At 29.9% G+C, this 16,266-nt stretch carries 19 protein-coding genes; 5 read left to right on the forward strand and 14 right to left on the reverse strand.

Annotation, left to right across the window (positions count from 1 at the left end; genetic code table 11):
* Positions 1 to 133 precede the first annotated feature (133 nt).
* The 7 genes from EAG11_RS11655 to EAG11_RS11685 form a co-directional block, all read right to left on the reverse strand.
* Positions 134 to 889, reverse strand: a complete 756-nt coding sequence (locus EAG11_RS11655; protein WP_129539329.1) for a LytTR family DNA-binding domain-containing protein — start codon at positions 887 to 889, stop codon at positions 134 to 136.
* A 4-nt stretch (positions 890 to 893) separates the two neighbouring features.
* The gene (locus EAG11_RS11660; protein ID WP_129539330.1) at positions 894 to 1,988 is read right to left on the reverse strand and encodes a sensor histidine kinase; all 1,095 of its coding nucleotides are present in this window, start codon (positions 1,986 to 1,988) and stop codon (positions 894 to 896) included.
* A gap of 60 nt (positions 1,989 to 2,048) precedes the next feature.
* Positions 2,049 to 3,095 (reverse strand): 3-oxoacyl-ACP synthase III family protein, encoded by a 1,047-nt coding sequence (locus EAG11_RS11665; RefSeq protein ID WP_129539331.1) that lies wholly within the window; start codon positions 3,093 to 3,095, stop codon positions 2,049 to 2,051.
* 91 nt (positions 3,096 to 3,186) lie between these two features.
* Positions 3,187 to 4,020, reverse strand: coding sequence for a universal stress protein (locus EAG11_RS11670; RefSeq protein ID WP_129539332.1), 834 nt, complete (start codon positions 4,018 to 4,020; stop codon positions 3,187 to 3,189).
* Between the two features lie 327 nt (positions 4,021 to 4,347).
* Entirely contained in the window at positions 4,348 to 5,589 is a 1,242-nt protein-coding gene (locus tag EAG11_RS11675; RefSeq protein ID WP_129539333.1) for an MFS transporter, read from the reverse strand.
* Positions 5,590 to 5,639: 50 nt separating this feature from the next.
* Complete coding sequence (locus tag EAG11_RS11680) at positions 5,640 to 6,245, reverse strand: PAS domain-containing protein (protein WP_129539334.1); 606 nt, start codon at positions 6,243 to 6,245, stop codon at positions 5,640 to 5,642.
* Between the two features lie 99 nt (positions 6,246 to 6,344).
* Entirely contained in the window at positions 6,345 to 7,415 is a 1,071-nt protein-coding gene (locus tag EAG11_RS11685) for an exopolyphosphatase (protein ID WP_129539335.1), read from the reverse strand.
* 544 nt (positions 7,416 to 7,959) lie between these two features.
* On the opposite strand from EAG11_RS11685, the gene EAG11_RS11690 reads away from it, so the two are divergent.
* Positions 7,960 to 8,343, forward strand: coding sequence for a hypothetical protein (locus EAG11_RS11690; protein WP_347349695.1), 384 nt, complete (start codon positions 7,960 to 7,962; stop codon positions 8,341 to 8,343).
* A 238-nt stretch (positions 8,344 to 8,581) separates the two neighbouring features.
* On the opposite strand, the gene EAG11_RS11695 is transcribed toward EAG11_RS11690, so the two are convergent.
* Positions 8,582 to 9,559, reverse strand: coding sequence for a YheT family hydrolase (locus EAG11_RS11695; RefSeq protein WP_129539336.1), 978 nt, complete (start codon positions 9,557 to 9,559; stop codon positions 8,582 to 8,584).
* Positions 9,560 to 9,749: 190 nt separating this feature from the next.
* Positions 9,750 to 10,529, reverse strand: a complete 780-nt coding sequence (locus EAG11_RS11700; protein WP_129539337.1) for a glucose 1-dehydrogenase — start codon at positions 10,527 to 10,529, stop codon at positions 9,750 to 9,752.
* Between the two features lie 630 nt (positions 10,530 to 11,159).
* Here EAG11_RS11700 and EAG11_RS11705 point away from each other — a divergent pair.
* Positions 11,160 to 12,134: a hypothetical protein gene (locus EAG11_RS11705; protein ID WP_129539338.1), complete on the forward strand. Its 975-nt coding sequence runs from the start codon at positions 11,160 to 11,162 to the stop codon at positions 12,132 to 12,134.
* Positions 12,135 to 12,234: 100 nt separating this feature from the next.
* On the opposite strand, the gene EAG11_RS11710 is transcribed toward EAG11_RS11705, so the two are convergent.
* The 4 genes from EAG11_RS11710 to EAG11_RS11725 all read right to left on the reverse strand — a co-directional run bounded on the left by EAG11_RS11710 (position 12,235) and on the right by EAG11_RS11725 (position 14,091).
* Positions 12,235 to 12,663, reverse strand: a complete 429-nt coding sequence (locus EAG11_RS11710; RefSeq protein WP_129539339.1) for a hypothetical protein — start codon at positions 12,661 to 12,663, stop codon at positions 12,235 to 12,237.
* Positions 12,660 to 12,845: a hypothetical protein gene (locus EAG11_RS11715; protein WP_129539340.1), complete on the reverse strand. Its 186-nt coding sequence runs from the start codon at positions 12,843 to 12,845 to the stop codon at positions 12,660 to 12,662. The genes EAG11_RS11710 and EAG11_RS11715 overlap by 4 nt, the downstream gene beginning before the upstream one ends.
* Positions 12,846 to 12,932: 87 nt before the next feature.
* On the reverse strand, positions 12,933 to 13,172 hold the full coding sequence (locus EAG11_RS11720; RefSeq protein ID WP_129539341.1) for a hypothetical protein: 240 nt from the start codon (positions 13,170 to 13,172) through the stop codon (positions 12,933 to 12,935).
* Positions 13,165 to 14,091: an IS1595 family transposase gene (locus EAG11_RS11725; RefSeq protein ID WP_129539342.1), complete on the reverse strand. Its 927-nt coding sequence runs from the start codon at positions 14,089 to 14,091 to the stop codon at positions 13,165 to 13,167. The genes EAG11_RS11720 and EAG11_RS11725 overlap by 8 nt, the downstream gene beginning before the upstream one ends.
* Before the next feature lie 357 nt (positions 14,092 to 14,448).
* Here EAG11_RS11725 and EAG11_RS21945 point away from each other — a divergent pair, with 357 nt between their 5' ends.
* The 3 genes from EAG11_RS21945 to EAG11_RS11740 are packed head-to-tail and all read left to right on the forward strand — an operon-like array spanning position 14,449 to position 15,683.
* Positions 14,449 to 15,099 (forward strand): hypothetical protein, encoded by a 651-nt coding sequence (locus tag EAG11_RS21945; protein WP_207209596.1) that lies wholly within the window; start codon positions 14,449 to 14,451, stop codon positions 15,097 to 15,099.
* Positions 15,100 to 15,113: 14 nt separating this feature from the next.
* Positions 15,114 to 15,374 carry a hypothetical protein gene (locus tag EAG11_RS11735; RefSeq protein WP_129539343.1) on the forward strand — a complete coding sequence of 87 codons (261 nt, stop codon included), beginning with the start codon at positions 15,114 to 15,116 and terminating at the stop codon, positions 15,372 to 15,374.
* Between the two features lie 3 nt (positions 15,375 to 15,377).
* On the forward strand, positions 15,378 to 15,683 hold the full coding sequence (locus EAG11_RS11740; RefSeq protein WP_129539344.1) for a hypothetical protein: 306 nt from the start codon (positions 15,378 to 15,380) through the stop codon (positions 15,681 to 15,683).
* On the opposite strand, the gene EAG11_RS11745 is transcribed toward EAG11_RS11740, so the two are convergent.
* Positions 15,680 to 15,892, reverse strand: coding sequence for a hypothetical protein (locus tag EAG11_RS11745; RefSeq protein WP_129539345.1), 213 nt, complete (start codon positions 15,890 to 15,892; stop codon positions 15,680 to 15,682). The two genes, EAG11_RS11740 and EAG11_RS11745, sit on opposite strands and share 4 nt — an antisense overlap.
* Between the last annotated feature and the right edge of the window lie 374 nt (positions 15,893 to 16,266).

Consider the following 16,266-nt stretch of genomic DNA (forward strand, 5'->3'; position numbering starts at 1 on the left):
AGATCGATTGTGTGAATTTAGATTATCGGCTTTATAACCATTGTATAAACACCAAATAATTTTAGCAACAAAAAGAATTTGTAACTATAAAAGCGAGCAAAGGATGTCTTCTAAAATGATTTATTTTAGTCTATTAGCGATCCATCCACTGTTTAAAAAAAGGTGCTTTTTCTCGGCTTATAATCACCTCACGCTCAGAATCCCCGTAAAGTTGTATTTTAAGCTTAGCATTAAAGTAATTCGAAATAGATTTTATACTTTCAACTCGTATAAAAAATTGCCTGTTGGCTCTAAAAAAAATATCTGGATCAAGCTCTTCTTCAAGCTCTTCCATTGTTTGGGGAATTGCTATAATGGTACCATTTTTAAGAAAAAGATGTGACGTTTTAAATTCTGAGTATATAAAATCAATATCAGTAACATCTACACTTTTATATCCATCACGATAAGTGACTAAAAAGCGTAATCTAAAAGAAGGTTTATTGATAAATCTTTTTAGAATCCCTGTAATATCTTCATTGTTATTTTTAGCTCTAGCTAAAGACTTAAATTTAGTTAAAGCATCTTGAAGCTCCGTTTTTTCAATCGGTTTCATCAAATAATCAATACTATTAACCTTAAAAGCCCTCACTGCATATTCATCATAAGCAGTAGTAAATATAATGGGGCAAGTAATTTTCACCTCTTCAAAAATAGAGAAACTTATACCATCTGCCAGACGAATATCCATCGTAATTAAATCGGGCATAACATTAGTATTTAACCATGTTATTGTACCTTGAACTGTATCTATAATGTCTAGAATTTCACAGTCAGGTTCCAATTCCTCCAATAGCCTTTTAAGACGATTGGCATTGATAATTTCATCTTCTACAATTAAAATTTTCATACTATTATATTAAGGGCAAACGAACACAATAAAAGCCATTAGACTCCGAAAAAACAGGCATACGATCAGATAATATTTTATATCTAAACTCAATATTTTTATTCCCAACTCCTGTAGAAACAAAGCTTTTACCAGATGTAGGCTGCAAATTATTTCTTACAACAACATCACCAACATCTGAATAAATAGAAATTATAAGCGGATTAGATAAAGTCGCAACATTATGTTTCACAGCGTTTTCAACTAGTAATTGCAATGTTAAAGGTGGCAAATGAAGGTCTAGAGTCGTCGCATTTACTTGTAGCTTTAACTCCACCTTCTCGCCTAGACGTTTCTTTAAAAGATAAAAATAAGCATTTAAAAATTCAATCTCTTCTCTTACCGTAATAGTATCCTTATTTAGATTAGAGATCATATAACGATAAACCTTTGTGATATTTTCTAAAAACGATGCTGCTGATAATGGATCCTCATGAATTAATTCGGTAAGAGTACTAAAATTATTAAAAGTAAAATGAGGGTCAAGCTGTAATTTTAAAGATTCTAATTCAGATCGGGTTACAGCTTCCTGAAGCTGAGAAGCTCTAATTTTAAGCTCTGCAGCTTCCTCAGAAGTTACTCGCCATCGATTCAGTAAAAAAATACTGGTATGGATAAAACTTATAAAAAGTGACAATATAGCTGCCATCAAATAAGATTGCCATATAATAAGAAGTTCACTTTCTTTTAGCGGTATCTCAGGATAAAAAAATTGCCACAAAAAAGAGAACAAATAATTTAAAAAAATGTTACCTATAATAAGAAACAAAAATTGTGCGAAGGCTCTAAAAATAGGGTTTTGTTCCCAACTAATCCAGTGATTTAGAGTACGTCCTACAAAAAGACTTATTTCGGTCAGAATAGCACAATACACTAAAATTAAGAACACATCATGAGTCCAATCTAAATCCAAAAAAGAACCTTCATCAAAATTTCTAAAAGGATTTAAAACAAAATAAGACGATAAATACACAAGAAAAACGACTGGTATTACAATAATCCTATAGTATTTATAGAAAAAATTCTTTCCCTTCTTTTTGTTTTGTGCATTTTGATTCATAAGCTAATATAAGAACAGTTGTTGAATTAAGAAAATTATTATAGTAGTTGATTTTCTCTATTAATGCACTAAGGCATATTCTGATTTTGAATCATTTTTTGAAGATTTTTCAGGTACACGTTTTCGCATAACTCCCCATTTTATACAGGTTGCACCCCACGAAAAACCAGCTCCAAAAGTGGTAATTAGTATGTTTTGACCTACTGAAAAATCAGCCGCAAAATCCCAAAGACATAACGGAATTGTTGCTGATGTTGTATTACCATATCGTTCAATATTTACTTTAACTTTTTCTATTTCAATATTTAAACTTTCGCTTACTGCGTTGATGATTCTTAAATTAGCCTGATGTGGCACAACCCAGTCAATGTCTTCTACACTTAAATCATTACTCGCAAGAACATCTTGCGAAACACTGCTCATAGATTCAACAGCTTTTTTAAATACAAATGCACCTTCTTGCTTAATATAATGATCTCGATTCACTATAGTATTCATCGTAGCAGGAAACTTAGATCCGCCAGCAGGTACTAATAATGATGATGTACCGCTACCATCAGTACGCAAAATACTTTTCATCATTCCGTATCCTAATTCTGTTTTTTCTAGTAGCACTGCTCCTGCTCCGTCACCAAAAAGAATACAGGTATTGCGATCTTCATAATCTACAATTGAGCTCATTTTATCAGCTCCAACTACAATAATTTTTTCATATCGACCACTTTCAATCATAGTCGTAGCCATTTCAAGGGCATACAGAAAACCACTACAGGCTGCATTAAGATCAAGCCCAAACGCATTGGTTAATCTGCTTATTTCACATACTTTACTTGCTGTTGGAGTCAAAAGATGGTCTGGAGTTGTTGTTGCCAACAATACACAGTCTATTTCTTTTCGATCAACATCATAGTTTTGTAATAAATTTTCAATTGCAGCACAAGCAAGGTCTGAGGTTGCTTGGTCTTTGCTAGTAGCTAATCTACGTTCTTTTATTCCGGTTCTTTTTTCAATCCATTCTACAGTTGTGTCAACTGTTTCAGATATTGTTTCATTACTAAGTATAGAAGTCGGTACAAAGCCACCTATAGCCGTAATTGTTGCATTCATTTGTAATAGATTATATTATTTTATTCTTTTGTTTTTTATATAAGAAATCTGCTAACCAAGCTTTACCTCATTATATAAAATAAAAACAGTATCAGAGATTTGGAAAAGACAATAATGGTATATCTAAACCTGCAGCCATAATTCTGGTTTTACTTTTATGTACCAAAGAATCCCAAAAACCATACCTTTGTGGTACCATTACTAAAACATCTGCATTATAATTCTTGATTTCTTTCTTAATCTCATCAATTACAGCATTAGACTTAACTGTTTTATAAATGTATTTAACTTCTTTAAACGCTTCTTCAAGTGACGAATTCAATAATTGTTCTCCCTGCTGTTGCTTAAGACTATCTATTTTTTCATCTACACTAAAAAACTCTAGCTCGGCACCAAGGTTACCTACAATATCTTTTAACCAACTAAATCTTTCTATCGAAGAGAAACTTAAAGTATCACAAGCATAGAGTATTTTCTGTATCTTCTGAAAATGAGCATTTCTAGGAACTGCTAATACAGGTATATTTAAATTTTTTATTACTGCTGTTGTCGAATTACCTAATAATTCCTGTTCAAAAGAGCGTTCTGCCATCCCCATAACTACTAGCTCAGCTTTAGTATCTTCAATTATCGATGAAAGCTGATCTTCTAAAAAAGAATACTTACAGAAACAACTTACTTCAATAGCATAAAGCTTTGAAATTTCTTTTCCAAAATTTTCTAGTTTTTCAGTAGCTTTCTCTATTTGCTTTTGCATTGCTTCGGCTGTAATATGAGCATTAGAGCTGTGTAACCCCAAAGAAAAAGAATTAAACAAAACAAGCTTGGCATTTGTAGCTTTTGCAAGTCCCGCGGCATAAGCAACAGCGTTATTTGCTATATCAGAAAAATTTGTAGCTGCAATAATAGTAAATGGTGAGATCATAAGTATATCAATTAAAACAATTATAAAAGTAAAGTTCCTTAATTAACGGCTTAAATTCTTTCTAAAATGACTGAATAATCATTTTTTCAACCTCAACCGTGATATTTAGTTTCCGAAACCAAACAACCACCTAAAAACAAAGCAAATTCTGAACAAAAAAGCATCATATCCATTCTATACACGAATAAAAAGTTTAAACTTATCAAGAAACAACTTGAAATACAGTTACTAAAATACCACAAAAAAAGCCCTGAATTAGTTCAGGACTTTTTTTGGTGAGTTAATTCGATAATTAAACTCTATAATTCGTTTTATATATTAAAACATTTACTTCTTAAAGAAAGAAACCACAATGTCTTCCTTTACCTTTTTTTGTTCTTTTTTAACTACTAAAAATATTAAATAAGTACAAAAAGCAGTAACAAATGCAAGTGAATAATTAAATACCCAGTTTGTATTATAATCGAAATTTTGAACAATCGTTAGTCCTGTTTTAGAACTAAATACATGAGCAAAACCATAACTCATTTGAAAAGTCGACATAAATATTCCTTCTAAATTTTTATGGCTTCTGTTCATAACAAAACTACTTGCAAAAGCAAAAGTTAGCATGTTACCAAAAGACATTAAAAGCATAAAAATCCAAAATACCCATGGTTGATGAACTAAAAACAATAAAAGATATGAAGCTCCAATTAATACCAATCCTATCATGATAGCAACCAAGTCAGTAATTTTATTCTTTTGAACAAAGTTGACCAAAGCCAGTTCAAATAAGATAAATACAACTCCACTAAAACCTAAAAACATTCCGCTATCAAATTCAGACAAATGATATGCTTCTTTATGATAAATAGGTACAATTGAAAAAACCTGAAAATACAGGTATCCTGTTATTAAAGCAATAATCCAATTCATTACAAATGGAAAATCTTTTAGAGGTGCAAATTTATCCTGACCTACTGCATTCATTTCAAGCTTATATAGTAATTTTTTCTCTTTAACAAAAACTACAAAAAGACATACAGAAATAATAGATGTCAAACCATCTACAATAAATAAGGTATTATATTCCGAATTTATAATTAACAATCCTCCCAAAACTGGCCCCACAACAAGACCAACATTCGTTGCCATCCTCAATAATGATAAAGCTCGAACTCTTGAATCACTACTCACATAATCATTAAGACTAACCATCATTGCTGGTCTATACATATCAGCAACTGCAGTTAGAAGGAAAATAGAAAAGCATAACAGCTCAAAAGTTTTCACAAATTGCAATGAAATAAGAATAACACCACTGGAGAACAAGCTAAAAACCATAATCTTGTAAGCTCCAAAAATATCAGATAATTTCCCGCTAAAAAAAGTCCCAAATAAAGATCCAATACCAAAACAAACCATAACCCAACCTATTTGTGAATAGCTCAGATTTAATTCGTCTTTAAAGTATTTAGACAAAAAAGGAACAACTACGGCTCCTATTCTATTTACTAAAGTAATCAGGGCGAGAATCCATATTTCTCTTGGGAAATTTTTAAAATTCCCTAAATAACGGTTAAGCATTTTCGAAAATATTTAATTAGGAGACATTCTTTTGAGTACTGAAAAAAGTATTAGTTACCAAAAAACCTACTGAAAAAACTTTTTTTAGTTTCTTCTATTTCTTCAGTAGAAGATTCTGTCTCAACTTGTTCATTCAAATCATCCATCATTAATTTTGTAATCAATTCTACATAATCAAGATTATGATCTTCAAGATAACCAATTAAGTATTTTTCACTTCCATCTACTCCGCTTACTTGCTCAATTTTGGATAATTTTTTATATAAGTCTTCCACTTTTTCTATTACTCCAGGAGAAATAGCTTTACGACGAGCGATATACTTTAAAATTTTTGCATCATCACTTACTATATAATCAAAATCTGTAATTACCCAGTAATACTTTCCTGATTTGGCTAAGTTTTTAACGATACCATGAAATTTTTTCCCTTTTGATATATTATCCCATAAGACTTTAAAAATCACTTTTGGCATATCAGGGTGGCGGATAATATTATGTGCCTGACCAACCAATTCAGATTCATCATATCCTGAAACTTCCGAAAAAGTCTCATTTACATATTCTATATTTCCATATAAATCGGCTTTACTCACAATAGTTTGAGTAGTATCCCATTCAACGGCTTGATCAATTGGGGTTGGACATTTTTTATCCATAAAATTTAAATTTATTATTTTGTGTAATTAGGTTTTGACGAATAATACGTTGCTAAATAAAATTAGTCGAATATAATATAGTTGTGTGCAGGGTTGTTTTTAATAAATTTTCTTTACTTTTTTAGAACGATCTGTAATGTATGATACCAACCATGCAATTTGTCCTTCTTTTGCAAAATATAGCTTTTTCTTGTCAACCTCAGGTACCGCTTCTAAACAAACCAATAAGATGTTACTACCAGAAATCAAATATTTTTGCGAATATGTTTTTAATACTTTTGCGATTTCTTCATCTGTTTTTGCCAGATCTTCAAATTTTTTGAAATTATTTTTCAAGATCGCATCGTAGTTAATAACATCTTCTAACTTAAACTGATTAAACGCCTCTTTAGTCACCCCTTTATATAACGTATAAAAAGCCCAAACAGCCCCACCAGACATATAAATTTTTTCTTTATTTAAAGCCTGAGGTTTTGATTTGTACATCGCATTTACTTGTTCTCTTAGTACAGGTAAAAAAGTAAATGAGCGTGAATTATATTCTCCTAAATCATCACTATTCGTTTTTTTCATTATGGTTTCCGTAAGAGTTACACTTCCATAGTTTAAGCTTAACGGAAAGAAAACAAAAGTATCATTGTTAACTACATCTACATAACCTCCTTTAGTATTTCCTCCACCAATATCTAAGATTATTGAGTTTTTATAATCAACTGGAGGAATACACCCTTTTAAAAGCATTTTCCCTTCCATATGAGCTTCTATGAACTCAACTTCTTTTCCTGTAGCTGCTTTTACTTTATCAATAAGAAGTTGTGTATTTTGCGCCATAGCAACACCAGAAGAACCTACTATAAAAATATTATCATCAGAGACTTTCATCTCATTCTTGAATTTATTATAATTATTACTAATGATTGTAACAGCTTTATCTATATTTTCTTCAGTCATATTTCCATCAATGGAAATACCTTTTGCTATAGCAACATTTTCTGTCCAATATGATTTGACGTCAATATTTCCTTTTTTGATATTATGAACATCAATAACGGACATTTTTATTCCTTTACTTCCAATTTCAATTCCAGCAAAAATATTTACTTGTGAAAAAAGTATTGGAGTAATAAAAATTAAAAGAAATAGTGTAAAATATAATTTTAGATTTTTCATAGGTTAAGTTTTATTTGTATGAGGACATTTATTAAATCTTGTGTTTTTATTATACGCTCTAACGATACAAAAACATCTTACATTTTTAGTGTAAAATTTAAGGAGATAATTAGTAATACTAAAGCTAATCTCAAATGCAATTTTCTACCGCAATTACTGGTGTTTTTGGGCTGCAAAAGTACGAAAAAAATACTCGGTTTGATTTTTTTAAACGGTAAATTGTAAGACATTAACAAATCGAATTCTTTAATTATTTAATATATAATCCGTTAGTACATTTTTTTTTCAATTCTAATATCAGATAAATACAACTTAATATATTAATACAATTTTTATTTTCGTATAAATTATACGTATTTAGCACACCATAAAAATGTTTTTAGCTCATTTTGAGATAAAAATCAGCATCAAGAGCTATCTCCTTTTTTATCTTTTTTTTGACTATTATTTTTTTAGACATTAATTAATAATTACTTAGAAGAATTAAAAGAAGTTCTTGTAGTATTTGATTCAGAAAAAAATTAAATTTGCCCCTTAAATTTTTATGATGTCAGATTTTTTAAAATTATTTGGAGAGAACATTTCTAAGGAAATGCCAGGATTTGTAGCTTTAAGTGTTATTGATATCAAAAGTGGAAATATTTATTATTCAAAAAAAAACAATAAGAACTTTAACATCGAAAGTGCTTCCAAATTTGCATTAGAGATGATCAGAGCGCAGCTGAATGCTAATGATTTTCTAAAATCGGATCAAAGTATAGATGATATCACTATAACATTGACAAATCAGTATCAGTTTTTAAAAATCTCACAGAATAATAGTTATTTTATTTATCTAGTTGCTGATTCCTCAAAGGCAAATTTAGCTTTTACAAAAGCTATCCTAAACAAACAAATTTCAGAAATTTCAAATAAATTTCAATCTTAATAAAAAAGGCATAACGGCTGAAGAAAATTATTTTACCCTTTTAAACACCAGTCTTGATGTAAAATAATCATTTACAAGTAACAGTTAATGATTTTTTCCTTCTCTAAAACTTTGATAAAATATACTTTAAACAACAAGAATGTTTTACGATTCTAAGCTTCTATACTTAAAAAAGAATAATAGTCTGCCCAGAAAATAACAAAGCAGTAACTAGAGAAGTAATTAAAGCTAAAATCAGTTACAAACGATTTTGAAAATCAAAACTAGAATTAAAAAATTCGTAAGCTCTTTTCTCTGCATAAGAATACTCTGAATTACGAAGAGGAAATGCACAATGTCCTCCATATTTTGGAGTTTCAAGATAAACATAACTACTATCTCGTACAATAGTTTTAGGATAACATCTTTCGCCCAAAAAAGGATCATCTAAAGCATTAATAATCAAAATTGGTGTCGTAATGTTTTGTAACGAAAATTCGGGAGAAACACGTTGATAATACTCCTCACGACTTGCAAAACCATGCAAGGGAGCCGTAAAGTAATGATCAACTTCGTCAAAAGAAGTAATTTTGTCGATCTGATCTTTATTTATCAAATCAGGAAACTGCACTGCTTTGTATTTAAGTTTTTTTACAATATCAATAGTAAAATTCTTTAAATACAATTTATTAAAACCTTGCTTAAGAACCGCGGCACTTGTTGCAATATGTGTTGGTACAGAAATAGAAACTCCTGCCTTAATACGCTTATCTATATTTGACCATCCAAAATAATTTAAGAGCTGAACGCCCCCCATTGAAAATCCAATTAAATAAACTTCGCTAAACCCTCTTTGTAAAACATATTGAACCACAGCATCTAAATCATCTATAGCACCATGATGATAAAGTCTGGGCAAGCGATTCATTTCTCCTCCACAACTTCGGTTATTCCAAGCAAATACTGAAAATCCTTTCTTCTGAAAATAATCAGCACAACTATTATTATAAGTCCTGCGTGAATCACCCTCAAGCCCATGACATAAAATAATAGCTTTATCGGGACTATTTATAATAAAATCGATATTAATAAAATCTCCATCGACTAATTCATGTTTTTCTCTCTTGTAATCTGGTATAGGAAATCGCTTAAACATAGCTGCATAAATAGTAGAAAAATGCCTATTTCTATGCATAATAGAAGGGAAATCATAATGAGATTGTTCAATTAATGGCATGATATAAATAATTTATCCGACAAAACAAATTTAAGCATATCTAATAATTAATTCATTATATCTATAAAATGTTTTGTTACCTAATCTACATTACAATATTGTCGATCTAATTAATTTTGAATTTCTCTAAGCTTTTACAAAACAAAAAACGGAATATACTAACTAGACTTGATGAAATTATTTATTACAATTACATATCCAATGTTTGCTCACCGCCACCATTGATAAAAATAACCTGCCCACTTGTCCAACTTGATATTGGTGATGCAAAATAGAGTACCGCTCCTGCAATATCAATCGCTTCTCCTAATCTACCAATTGGAGTATGTTTAAGCATTGCCTTTTCTATTTCTGGTGTTAAAACTGTACTCAATGCGTGTGTTCTTGTCGCTCCCGGCCCAATAGCATTAAGCCTAATATTATCAGGACCAAAATCATAAGCTAGATTTCTAGTCATATGATTAATTGCCGCTTTTGAAGAAGCATAAGCGCTAATAGCTGGACTAGTATTTATAGAAGCCATTGATGACATATTAATAATGCTACCGTAACCTGCCTTTTTCATTTCTGGCGCTACTAATTGGCATAATCTCCACATACTAAATACATTCATATCATACACCTTTTTAAATTGATCTACAGTAATATCATATGGACTTTCTTTTCCTGCACCACCACCCCCAACATTATTAACCAAAATTTCTATACTTCCAAATTCTTTTACTGTTTGACTAACAAGATCTACCAAAGCTTCATCTTTTGTAACATCACAATATATTGCAATAGATTTTCCGCCATTATCATTTATTCCTTTTGAAGTGTTTTTTGCATCTTCGAGATTGTAATCCGAAACGACCACATTTGCTCCATAAGCCGCAAGTATCTCACAACATGCTTTTCCAATTCCGTTTGCTCCACCAGTAATTATAGCGGTCTTTCCTTTTAAGTCAAAAAATTTCGAAGTATCCATTTTCTTAAATTATTATGATTAACCCGTTGGGCGCAATTATTTCAAGTAAAATATAAATCAGATATTATTCAAAAAACTAAAATTTAGCATCCTGTAAAAAATAAATAATACCTAACTCAAATATAATGAAAAATCTTGCAATAATTCAGAAATAATATATGTGCTTTTTGAAAGGTTACTAAAACAAAAAAAGCCTTTAAACATTACTGTTTAAAGGCTTTTGATTTTTAAAATTTCTTTTGAAACTTTTACTGGCGGAGAAAGAGGCTCCGTCACCTGTATCGTAAGCACCAGTAAACACTGAGTGTTATGTTATGTCAGAAAAAAGAAGGGTCACTAATAGGTAACTCTTAAAATTATTATGTATAAATACATAATAATTTTAAGAGTTACCTAAATAAAAATGCTGAAATTTACATTTCAAATTTGAAATTAACTCATTATTAGATCTTCCCATATCTCAACTGTAAGTAGTAGAATCTAAATGGTGTGCGCAGGAAGTTAAGGAGGAATTAAGAAGGAGTTGTAGACGTATTAAATATTTTGAGATACCTATTGAAAAAACTTATATTTGCGTAATGTGCTTTTATCTTAATTAATTGAATTGTTTGTTATTTTAAATAAAAAAAAATGGATTTTGAAAAAATTGAAATAGATTTAAATAATCAAGATATTCATTTAATTGAAGAAATACAAAAACTCCAAAAGGAAATGGATGAAATTGAATTTGTTAAAATGAATGGAGATCTTTTGGATTCAATTAAAAATACAACTATCGAATCAATTGCAACATCTCTTGGTTTGTCTGATATTTTAGAAAATAGAGCTCACAATACGGGGTTAGATTTTGAGAAAGAAGCCAAAAGAGAAGAGGAATGGAAAAGAAAGCCAATTACTGAGAGATCTGCTACATACAAAACAAAATTTGTTCCAAATAGCGAGTATAAAACTATGAAGGATAATGCTGAACAAATTAAATATAACAGGAACGTACATACAGATAAAGAATTCAATGAGGCACTAAAAAAAATATTCGACAGAAATCCTGATGGTATTGCTTCACTCTATACTGATAGAAATTTAGGTTATAGTGAGAAGTGGGACATGGAACATATAGTATCAGTTAATGAAGTTGCTACCGATGCTGTTCTAAATAAATTTTTTACAATTGAAGAAAAAAAGAAATTTCTGCATAGTGAAGAAAATTTTGGAGCAGCTGAAAGAGATATAAATATATCCAAAAACAATACAAAAATTAAAGATACTCCTGAATGGCGTTCCAAGCCTTCAAAAAAAGATCCCACAAAGTCCAATGAAGAATATTTGCAAATAAATGGAGAGAAAATGGACAAAGCTTTTGAAAAAGCTACGAAAAAAAAAGAGAAACTGTTAGAATCCAAAACTACTCATTACAATATTAAAACAACTGGTAAAATTGCATTAAAAAACGCAGGAAAAAGTGCAGCGAAAGCTGCGTTGGGCAAATTACTATCGATAACTATTGTTGAAATCGTCAATGAATTCAAAATTGAAGAGAAAAGAGAGTTAACAGAAAAAATTAAAAATATTTCAAAAAGGATTATTAAAAAGGTAACTATATATTAGTTTACACCGCGAAAGATTTTTCTGTTTAATTCTTTTCTCCGCGGATTTTAGAAAAGATGTTGTAATAAAAAATCCTACTATAACTAGTAGGATTGTATGTTTAGCTCCATATAAGAGTGATTATTTTATTTGGATAATCTAAGATAACTTTAAAATCTTTTAAAAAATCATTTGTTCCTAAAAGAGGTGGTGCATTATCATGATCAAAGCAATCTATCAATAATTTAGAACTCCATTTTATTACGCCTTTTCCAGATGGATGGACTAACCCAATTAAAAAACTATGTTTCCAAGTAGTAACTGGTACACCTCCAATTCCAGTTGAAACAGAATTAATAACATCGACAGCTTTTAAATTATGTCCTGTGCTATCCACAACATATTTGGGAAATGCACATGCATCAGCACCGCTATCTAATAAAGCATTAAAAATATGCTGCTTCCCATTAAATGGGTTAAGTATCATTATAGGTATAAAAGGTCTAATTTTTCCAGCAATTTCAGTAAATGGGTAGTCTATTGAATTCAAAAAATAAAAGTTTGATTTTTATCAGGTATATATGAAAATATAAATTCAATACCAGACATTTCAGCTTTTTTTATTACCTCATTAGCGTTGTTACCACTTGCAATAATATTGTCAGGATTAGTAGCCTCAACAGCTATAAATCTTACATCATCTTTTTCTAATATTTCTTCTAAAACTTCCATACTATAAATATAATGTATTCAATTGTTAATAACATTGTTAATATCATCGTATTTTCTTATAGTATATACGTGCACTATAATCAAATGTTATTTCTTTCTAGGATTAAAATTGAGTGCTTGTTTTATCTTTCCATCAAAGTCTGTGTAAGGTTCTATATCCTCAACTTTAATGTATCTAGTATTAGATAATGTTTTAATATTTGCAACATTAATCTTCACTTCTTTATATCTTGTTTTTACGTCTTCTACTGCGAAATAAGTTTCACCATCAATTACTTGATTTGCAACTCCCTCTCTAAGTAGTTTTGTTTTTGTGAATTTATCCATTTATTAAATCTTTATATTTTGTTCTTATTCCCGAATTCAATATTAACCAATTGAATTTATCACTGTCTTGTAACTTTCTCATGTTATATCTGTAAACATGTTCATCAACATATAACTGTAAATGTTTTCTAGATACAAAGTTATACATATCTCGTAAAGAATTCTTCATTATTTTCCAAGAAGATTCTATTGTGTTAGAATGTAATGTAGAATCGTTTAGATTTACATATTCTTTTTTGGCGTGATTTACTATGTTATGTTCATACATGTTATTTAATCCTCTATATCCGTGCCATTCATCTGATATAAGTCTTGTTCCCGAATTTACATATTTTCTAACTAGTGGTTGAATAGATTTCTTTGTAGTATCTCTAACAACAAAACAGTTTAGTTTTCCACCTCGCTGTAACATACCCAATATTGGTGTTTTGTCTTTAAAGCTTCTTCCTTGGCACTTTTCTACTTTTTTATCTTTGTGCCTGTTAATATTTTTTCCACCATAGAAACTCTCATCACATTCGACTGTTCCTTCTAATTCATTATAGTTTTCAATTCCAAAACAGGCTCTAATTCTTTGCAACATAAACCAAGCCGACTTTTGAGTAATATCTATATCTCTTGCTAATTGTGTTGATGCAATTCCTTTCTTATGAGCAGTTACTAACCAAATAGCTAAGAACCATTTTTGTAATTCCATCTTCGTATTATCAAACATTGTATTTGTGCGAACATTAAAATATTTACCTGTGTTTTTGCACTTGTATTTATTGTCTTTACATTTATACACTTTCGAATTTTCATCAAAAGGACTTACTGGTTTCCCATCCCATCTTATTTGTTCAAGGTACTCAATGCAAGTTTGTTCATTGGGGAAAGTCTTGATAAGTTCTAAAACGGATTTGATATTAGTATTGAACATAACTAGTGGTTTAGGTTAGTTTAAAGGTAGTGAAAATTATTCATTTAGTGTAAAAATCGTCTAACTTTTATTCAAATTTACGGCTTTTATTTTCTAACATCAAATGTTTGAAATCTATTGTAATTTATTACTTTTACAGCTATTAAAATATTAGCGTTAGCTATTATCATGGTATCGAAATCTGGACAATTTCAAAAAGCACCACACGATAATAAGACTATGCTCATGCTATGGCGTGGGCGTAACTTTATCATGGTGCAAGGTTTGTCCAGAACCCCGATTCTTGGTACGGTTACAAACCCACGCTCTTTTTTGTAACAACTTCACTTAGGGTTTTAGTGATATAAACTAAACTCTATGAAAAAAGTTACTTTTCTTTTACTGTCAGTTTTCTTTATTTATTCAAATTCTTTTGCCCAAGATGTCTGGGTAAATGGTTACACACGCACAAACGGTACTATTGTTCAAGACCATTATCGAACTAATCGTGACCAAACTGTAAATAACAATTTTACAACTATAGGTAATACTAATCCATACACGGGAGCGGTTGGCACACTGCCTAGGGACAATGGTTATACAATTCAAATACCTCAATCCTCTGTAAACATACCACTGATTCAAAGTACACTTTCTGCTAAACAAAAAAATTATACAATTGAGGTTACTACTCCTTTGGATGGTGGCTATGTTGTTCCTATGATTTTAGAACAAATACGTGAAGGTGAAGAATGGAGAACAATTAAGAAGGAAGAGTATAATGGTTATTTATTTTTCGACAAGAACACACTTTACTTTAAGCGTGGACAAAGTAATTGGTTAATTAGAAATCACGATTTTGTAGAGTACAAGTCAGATAAGAACCTATATGTCTATAACTCTGAATACGGTTTAACCCTCTTGGACGATAAACTTAGATTTATACTGTTTTACGATACAAGCAACAACACTAAGAGATATTTATATGCAATAGGCGATTCTGTTTCATCTATTGTGCCAACTAATTAATAACTCCACAAACTATGGAAAAATTTATAAAACAAAATCGTGATTTCTCAATCTTTTATTCAATTTGGTTTTTTGTTAATTTTGCTATTCTTTTAATTTCTGATAAAGTTGGCGATTATTATTTTTATCCAATTGGAAAATCAAGTGTTATATCCTATGATGGAGAAAAAATGCATAGCTTACTACATGCTTACGATATTACAGAATTTATATTCTATATTTCTTTACCTTTATTTCTATTGTTCACTTATAAGCTAATCATAAAAAACAAATAAATCATGAATGAATCTAACATTAATGAAAACTCTACCATAACAGGAAAAAATCATACGCACAAACCATTTGATATTGTATATAGAACTGATAGAAATTACATCTTTAAAGATTGTATAGCTGTATTTTGGTACATCAAACCAATTGAAGAAAGAGTTTACTTTAAAGTAGAATTCTATGATGAATTTACAGAAAAAGAGTTTAATGATGTAGATTGCGCAAATCAAACCGTTTACTTAGTTAAAGCTGTAAAAGAAGATTCCGAAATAATAATTAAAGATATAGAAAGTAGTCTATATTTTGAAAATTAAACTTTAGGTTCTTTTCCTTTTTCCCATAATTGGGAAATAATAATAGAATCTTTAGCCCCCATTCTTTTTATATGTTCAGTAAGTAATTCTAATTGACTATAGGACAATTTACAAAAATGAGGGTAGATTTTTACAAAAATTTCATCAAAATGCTTTTTGGTATTTATATCAAGCCTTTTTAGTTTATTTAAATATTCTTGCTCTGTCATGATATTAAGTATTAAAAAAGCCACTTCATTTAAGGAGTGGCTTTGTTGTTAATAATTGTTTTTTATTAAGTTGTTGCACTTATTAATAAATATATGTTAATAACTTGGTAAATTAGGTAATATTGAAGCCTTGCCTACAACAGAAGGATAAAGTATCTTTACCATAAATAATAAAAGCCTAGCTCACAATAAGTAAGTAGGCGTAAGTTTAATTAAATCTAATCCAATTATTATGAAAACAACCTTGAATCTTAGACAGACCAGTAGAGGTTACTTCTGCAAACTGAATTATCAACTTTTAATACCTAAACAAAAATGGATAAAAAATCTATTGTTGCTTGGCTAGAGAATTTCTTAATCAACTTGTCGGTGGC

This window comes from Flavobacterium sp. 140616W15 (assembly GCF_003668995.1).
GTDB lineage: Bacteria > Bacteroidota > Bacteroidia > Flavobacteriales > Flavobacteriaceae > Flavobacterium.

Coding starts and splice junctions, on each gene's coding strand:
- EAG11_RS11655 (WP_129539329.1), bottom strand. CDS start 889: ATGAAAATTTTAATTGTAGAAGATGAAATTATCAATGCCAATCGTCTT.
- EAG11_RS11660 (WP_129539330.1), bottom strand. CDS start 1,988: ATGAATCAAAATGCACAAAACAAAAAGAAGGGAAAGAATTTTTTCTAT.
- EAG11_RS11665 (WP_129539331.1), bottom strand. CDS start 3,095: ATGAATGCAACAATTACGGCTATAGGTGGCTTTGTACCGACTTCTATA.
- EAG11_RS11670 (WP_129539332.1), bottom strand. CDS start 4,020: ATGATCTCACCATTTACTATTATTGCAGCTACAAATTTTTCTGATATA.
- EAG11_RS11675 (WP_129539333.1), bottom strand. CDS start 5,589: ATGCTTAACCGTTATTTAGGGAATTTTAAAAATTTCCCAAGAGAAATA.
- EAG11_RS11680 (WP_129539334.1), bottom strand. CDS start 6,245: ATGGATAAAAAATGTCCAACCCCAATTGATCAAGCCGTTGAATGGGAT.
- EAG11_RS11685 (WP_129539335.1), bottom strand. CDS start 7,415: ATGAAAAATCTAAAATTATATTTTACACTATTTCTTTTAATTTTTATT.
- EAG11_RS11690 (WP_347349695.1), top strand. CDS start 7,960: ATGATGTCAGATTTTTTAAAATTATTTGGAGAGAACATTTCTAAGGAA.
- EAG11_RS11695 (WP_129539336.1), bottom strand. CDS start 9,559: ATGCCATTAATTGAACAATCTCATTATGATTTCCCTTCTATTATGCAT.
- EAG11_RS11700 (WP_129539337.1), bottom strand. CDS start 10,529: ATGGATACTTCGAAATTTTTTGACTTAAAAGGAAAGACCGCTATAATT.
- EAG11_RS11705 (WP_129539338.1), top strand. CDS start 11,160: ATGGATTTTGAAAAAATTGAAATAGATTTAAATAATCAAGATATTCAT.
- EAG11_RS11715 (WP_129539340.1), bottom strand. CDS start 12,845: ATGGAAGTTTTAGAAGAAATATTAGAAAAAGATGATGTAAGATTTATA.
- EAG11_RS11720 (WP_129539341.1), bottom strand. CDS start 13,172: ATGGATAAATTCACAAAAACAAAACTACTTAGAGAGGGAGTTGCAAAT.
- EAG11_RS11725 (WP_129539342.1), bottom strand. CDS start 14,091: ATGTTCAATACTAATATCAAATCCGTTTTAGAACTTATCAAGACTTTC.
- EAG11_RS21945 (WP_207209596.1), top strand. CDS start 14,449: ATGAAAAAAGTTACTTTTCTTTTACTGTCAGTTTTCTTTATTTATTCA.
- EAG11_RS11735 (WP_129539343.1), top strand. CDS start 15,114: ATGGAAAAATTTATAAAACAAAATCGTGATTTCTCAATCTTTTATTCA.
- EAG11_RS11740 (WP_129539344.1), top strand. CDS start 15,378: ATGAATGAATCTAACATTAATGAAAACTCTACCATAACAGGAAAAAAT.
- EAG11_RS11745 (WP_129539345.1), bottom strand. CDS start 15,892: ATGACAGAGCAAGAATATTTAAATAAACTAAAAAGGCTTGATATAAAT.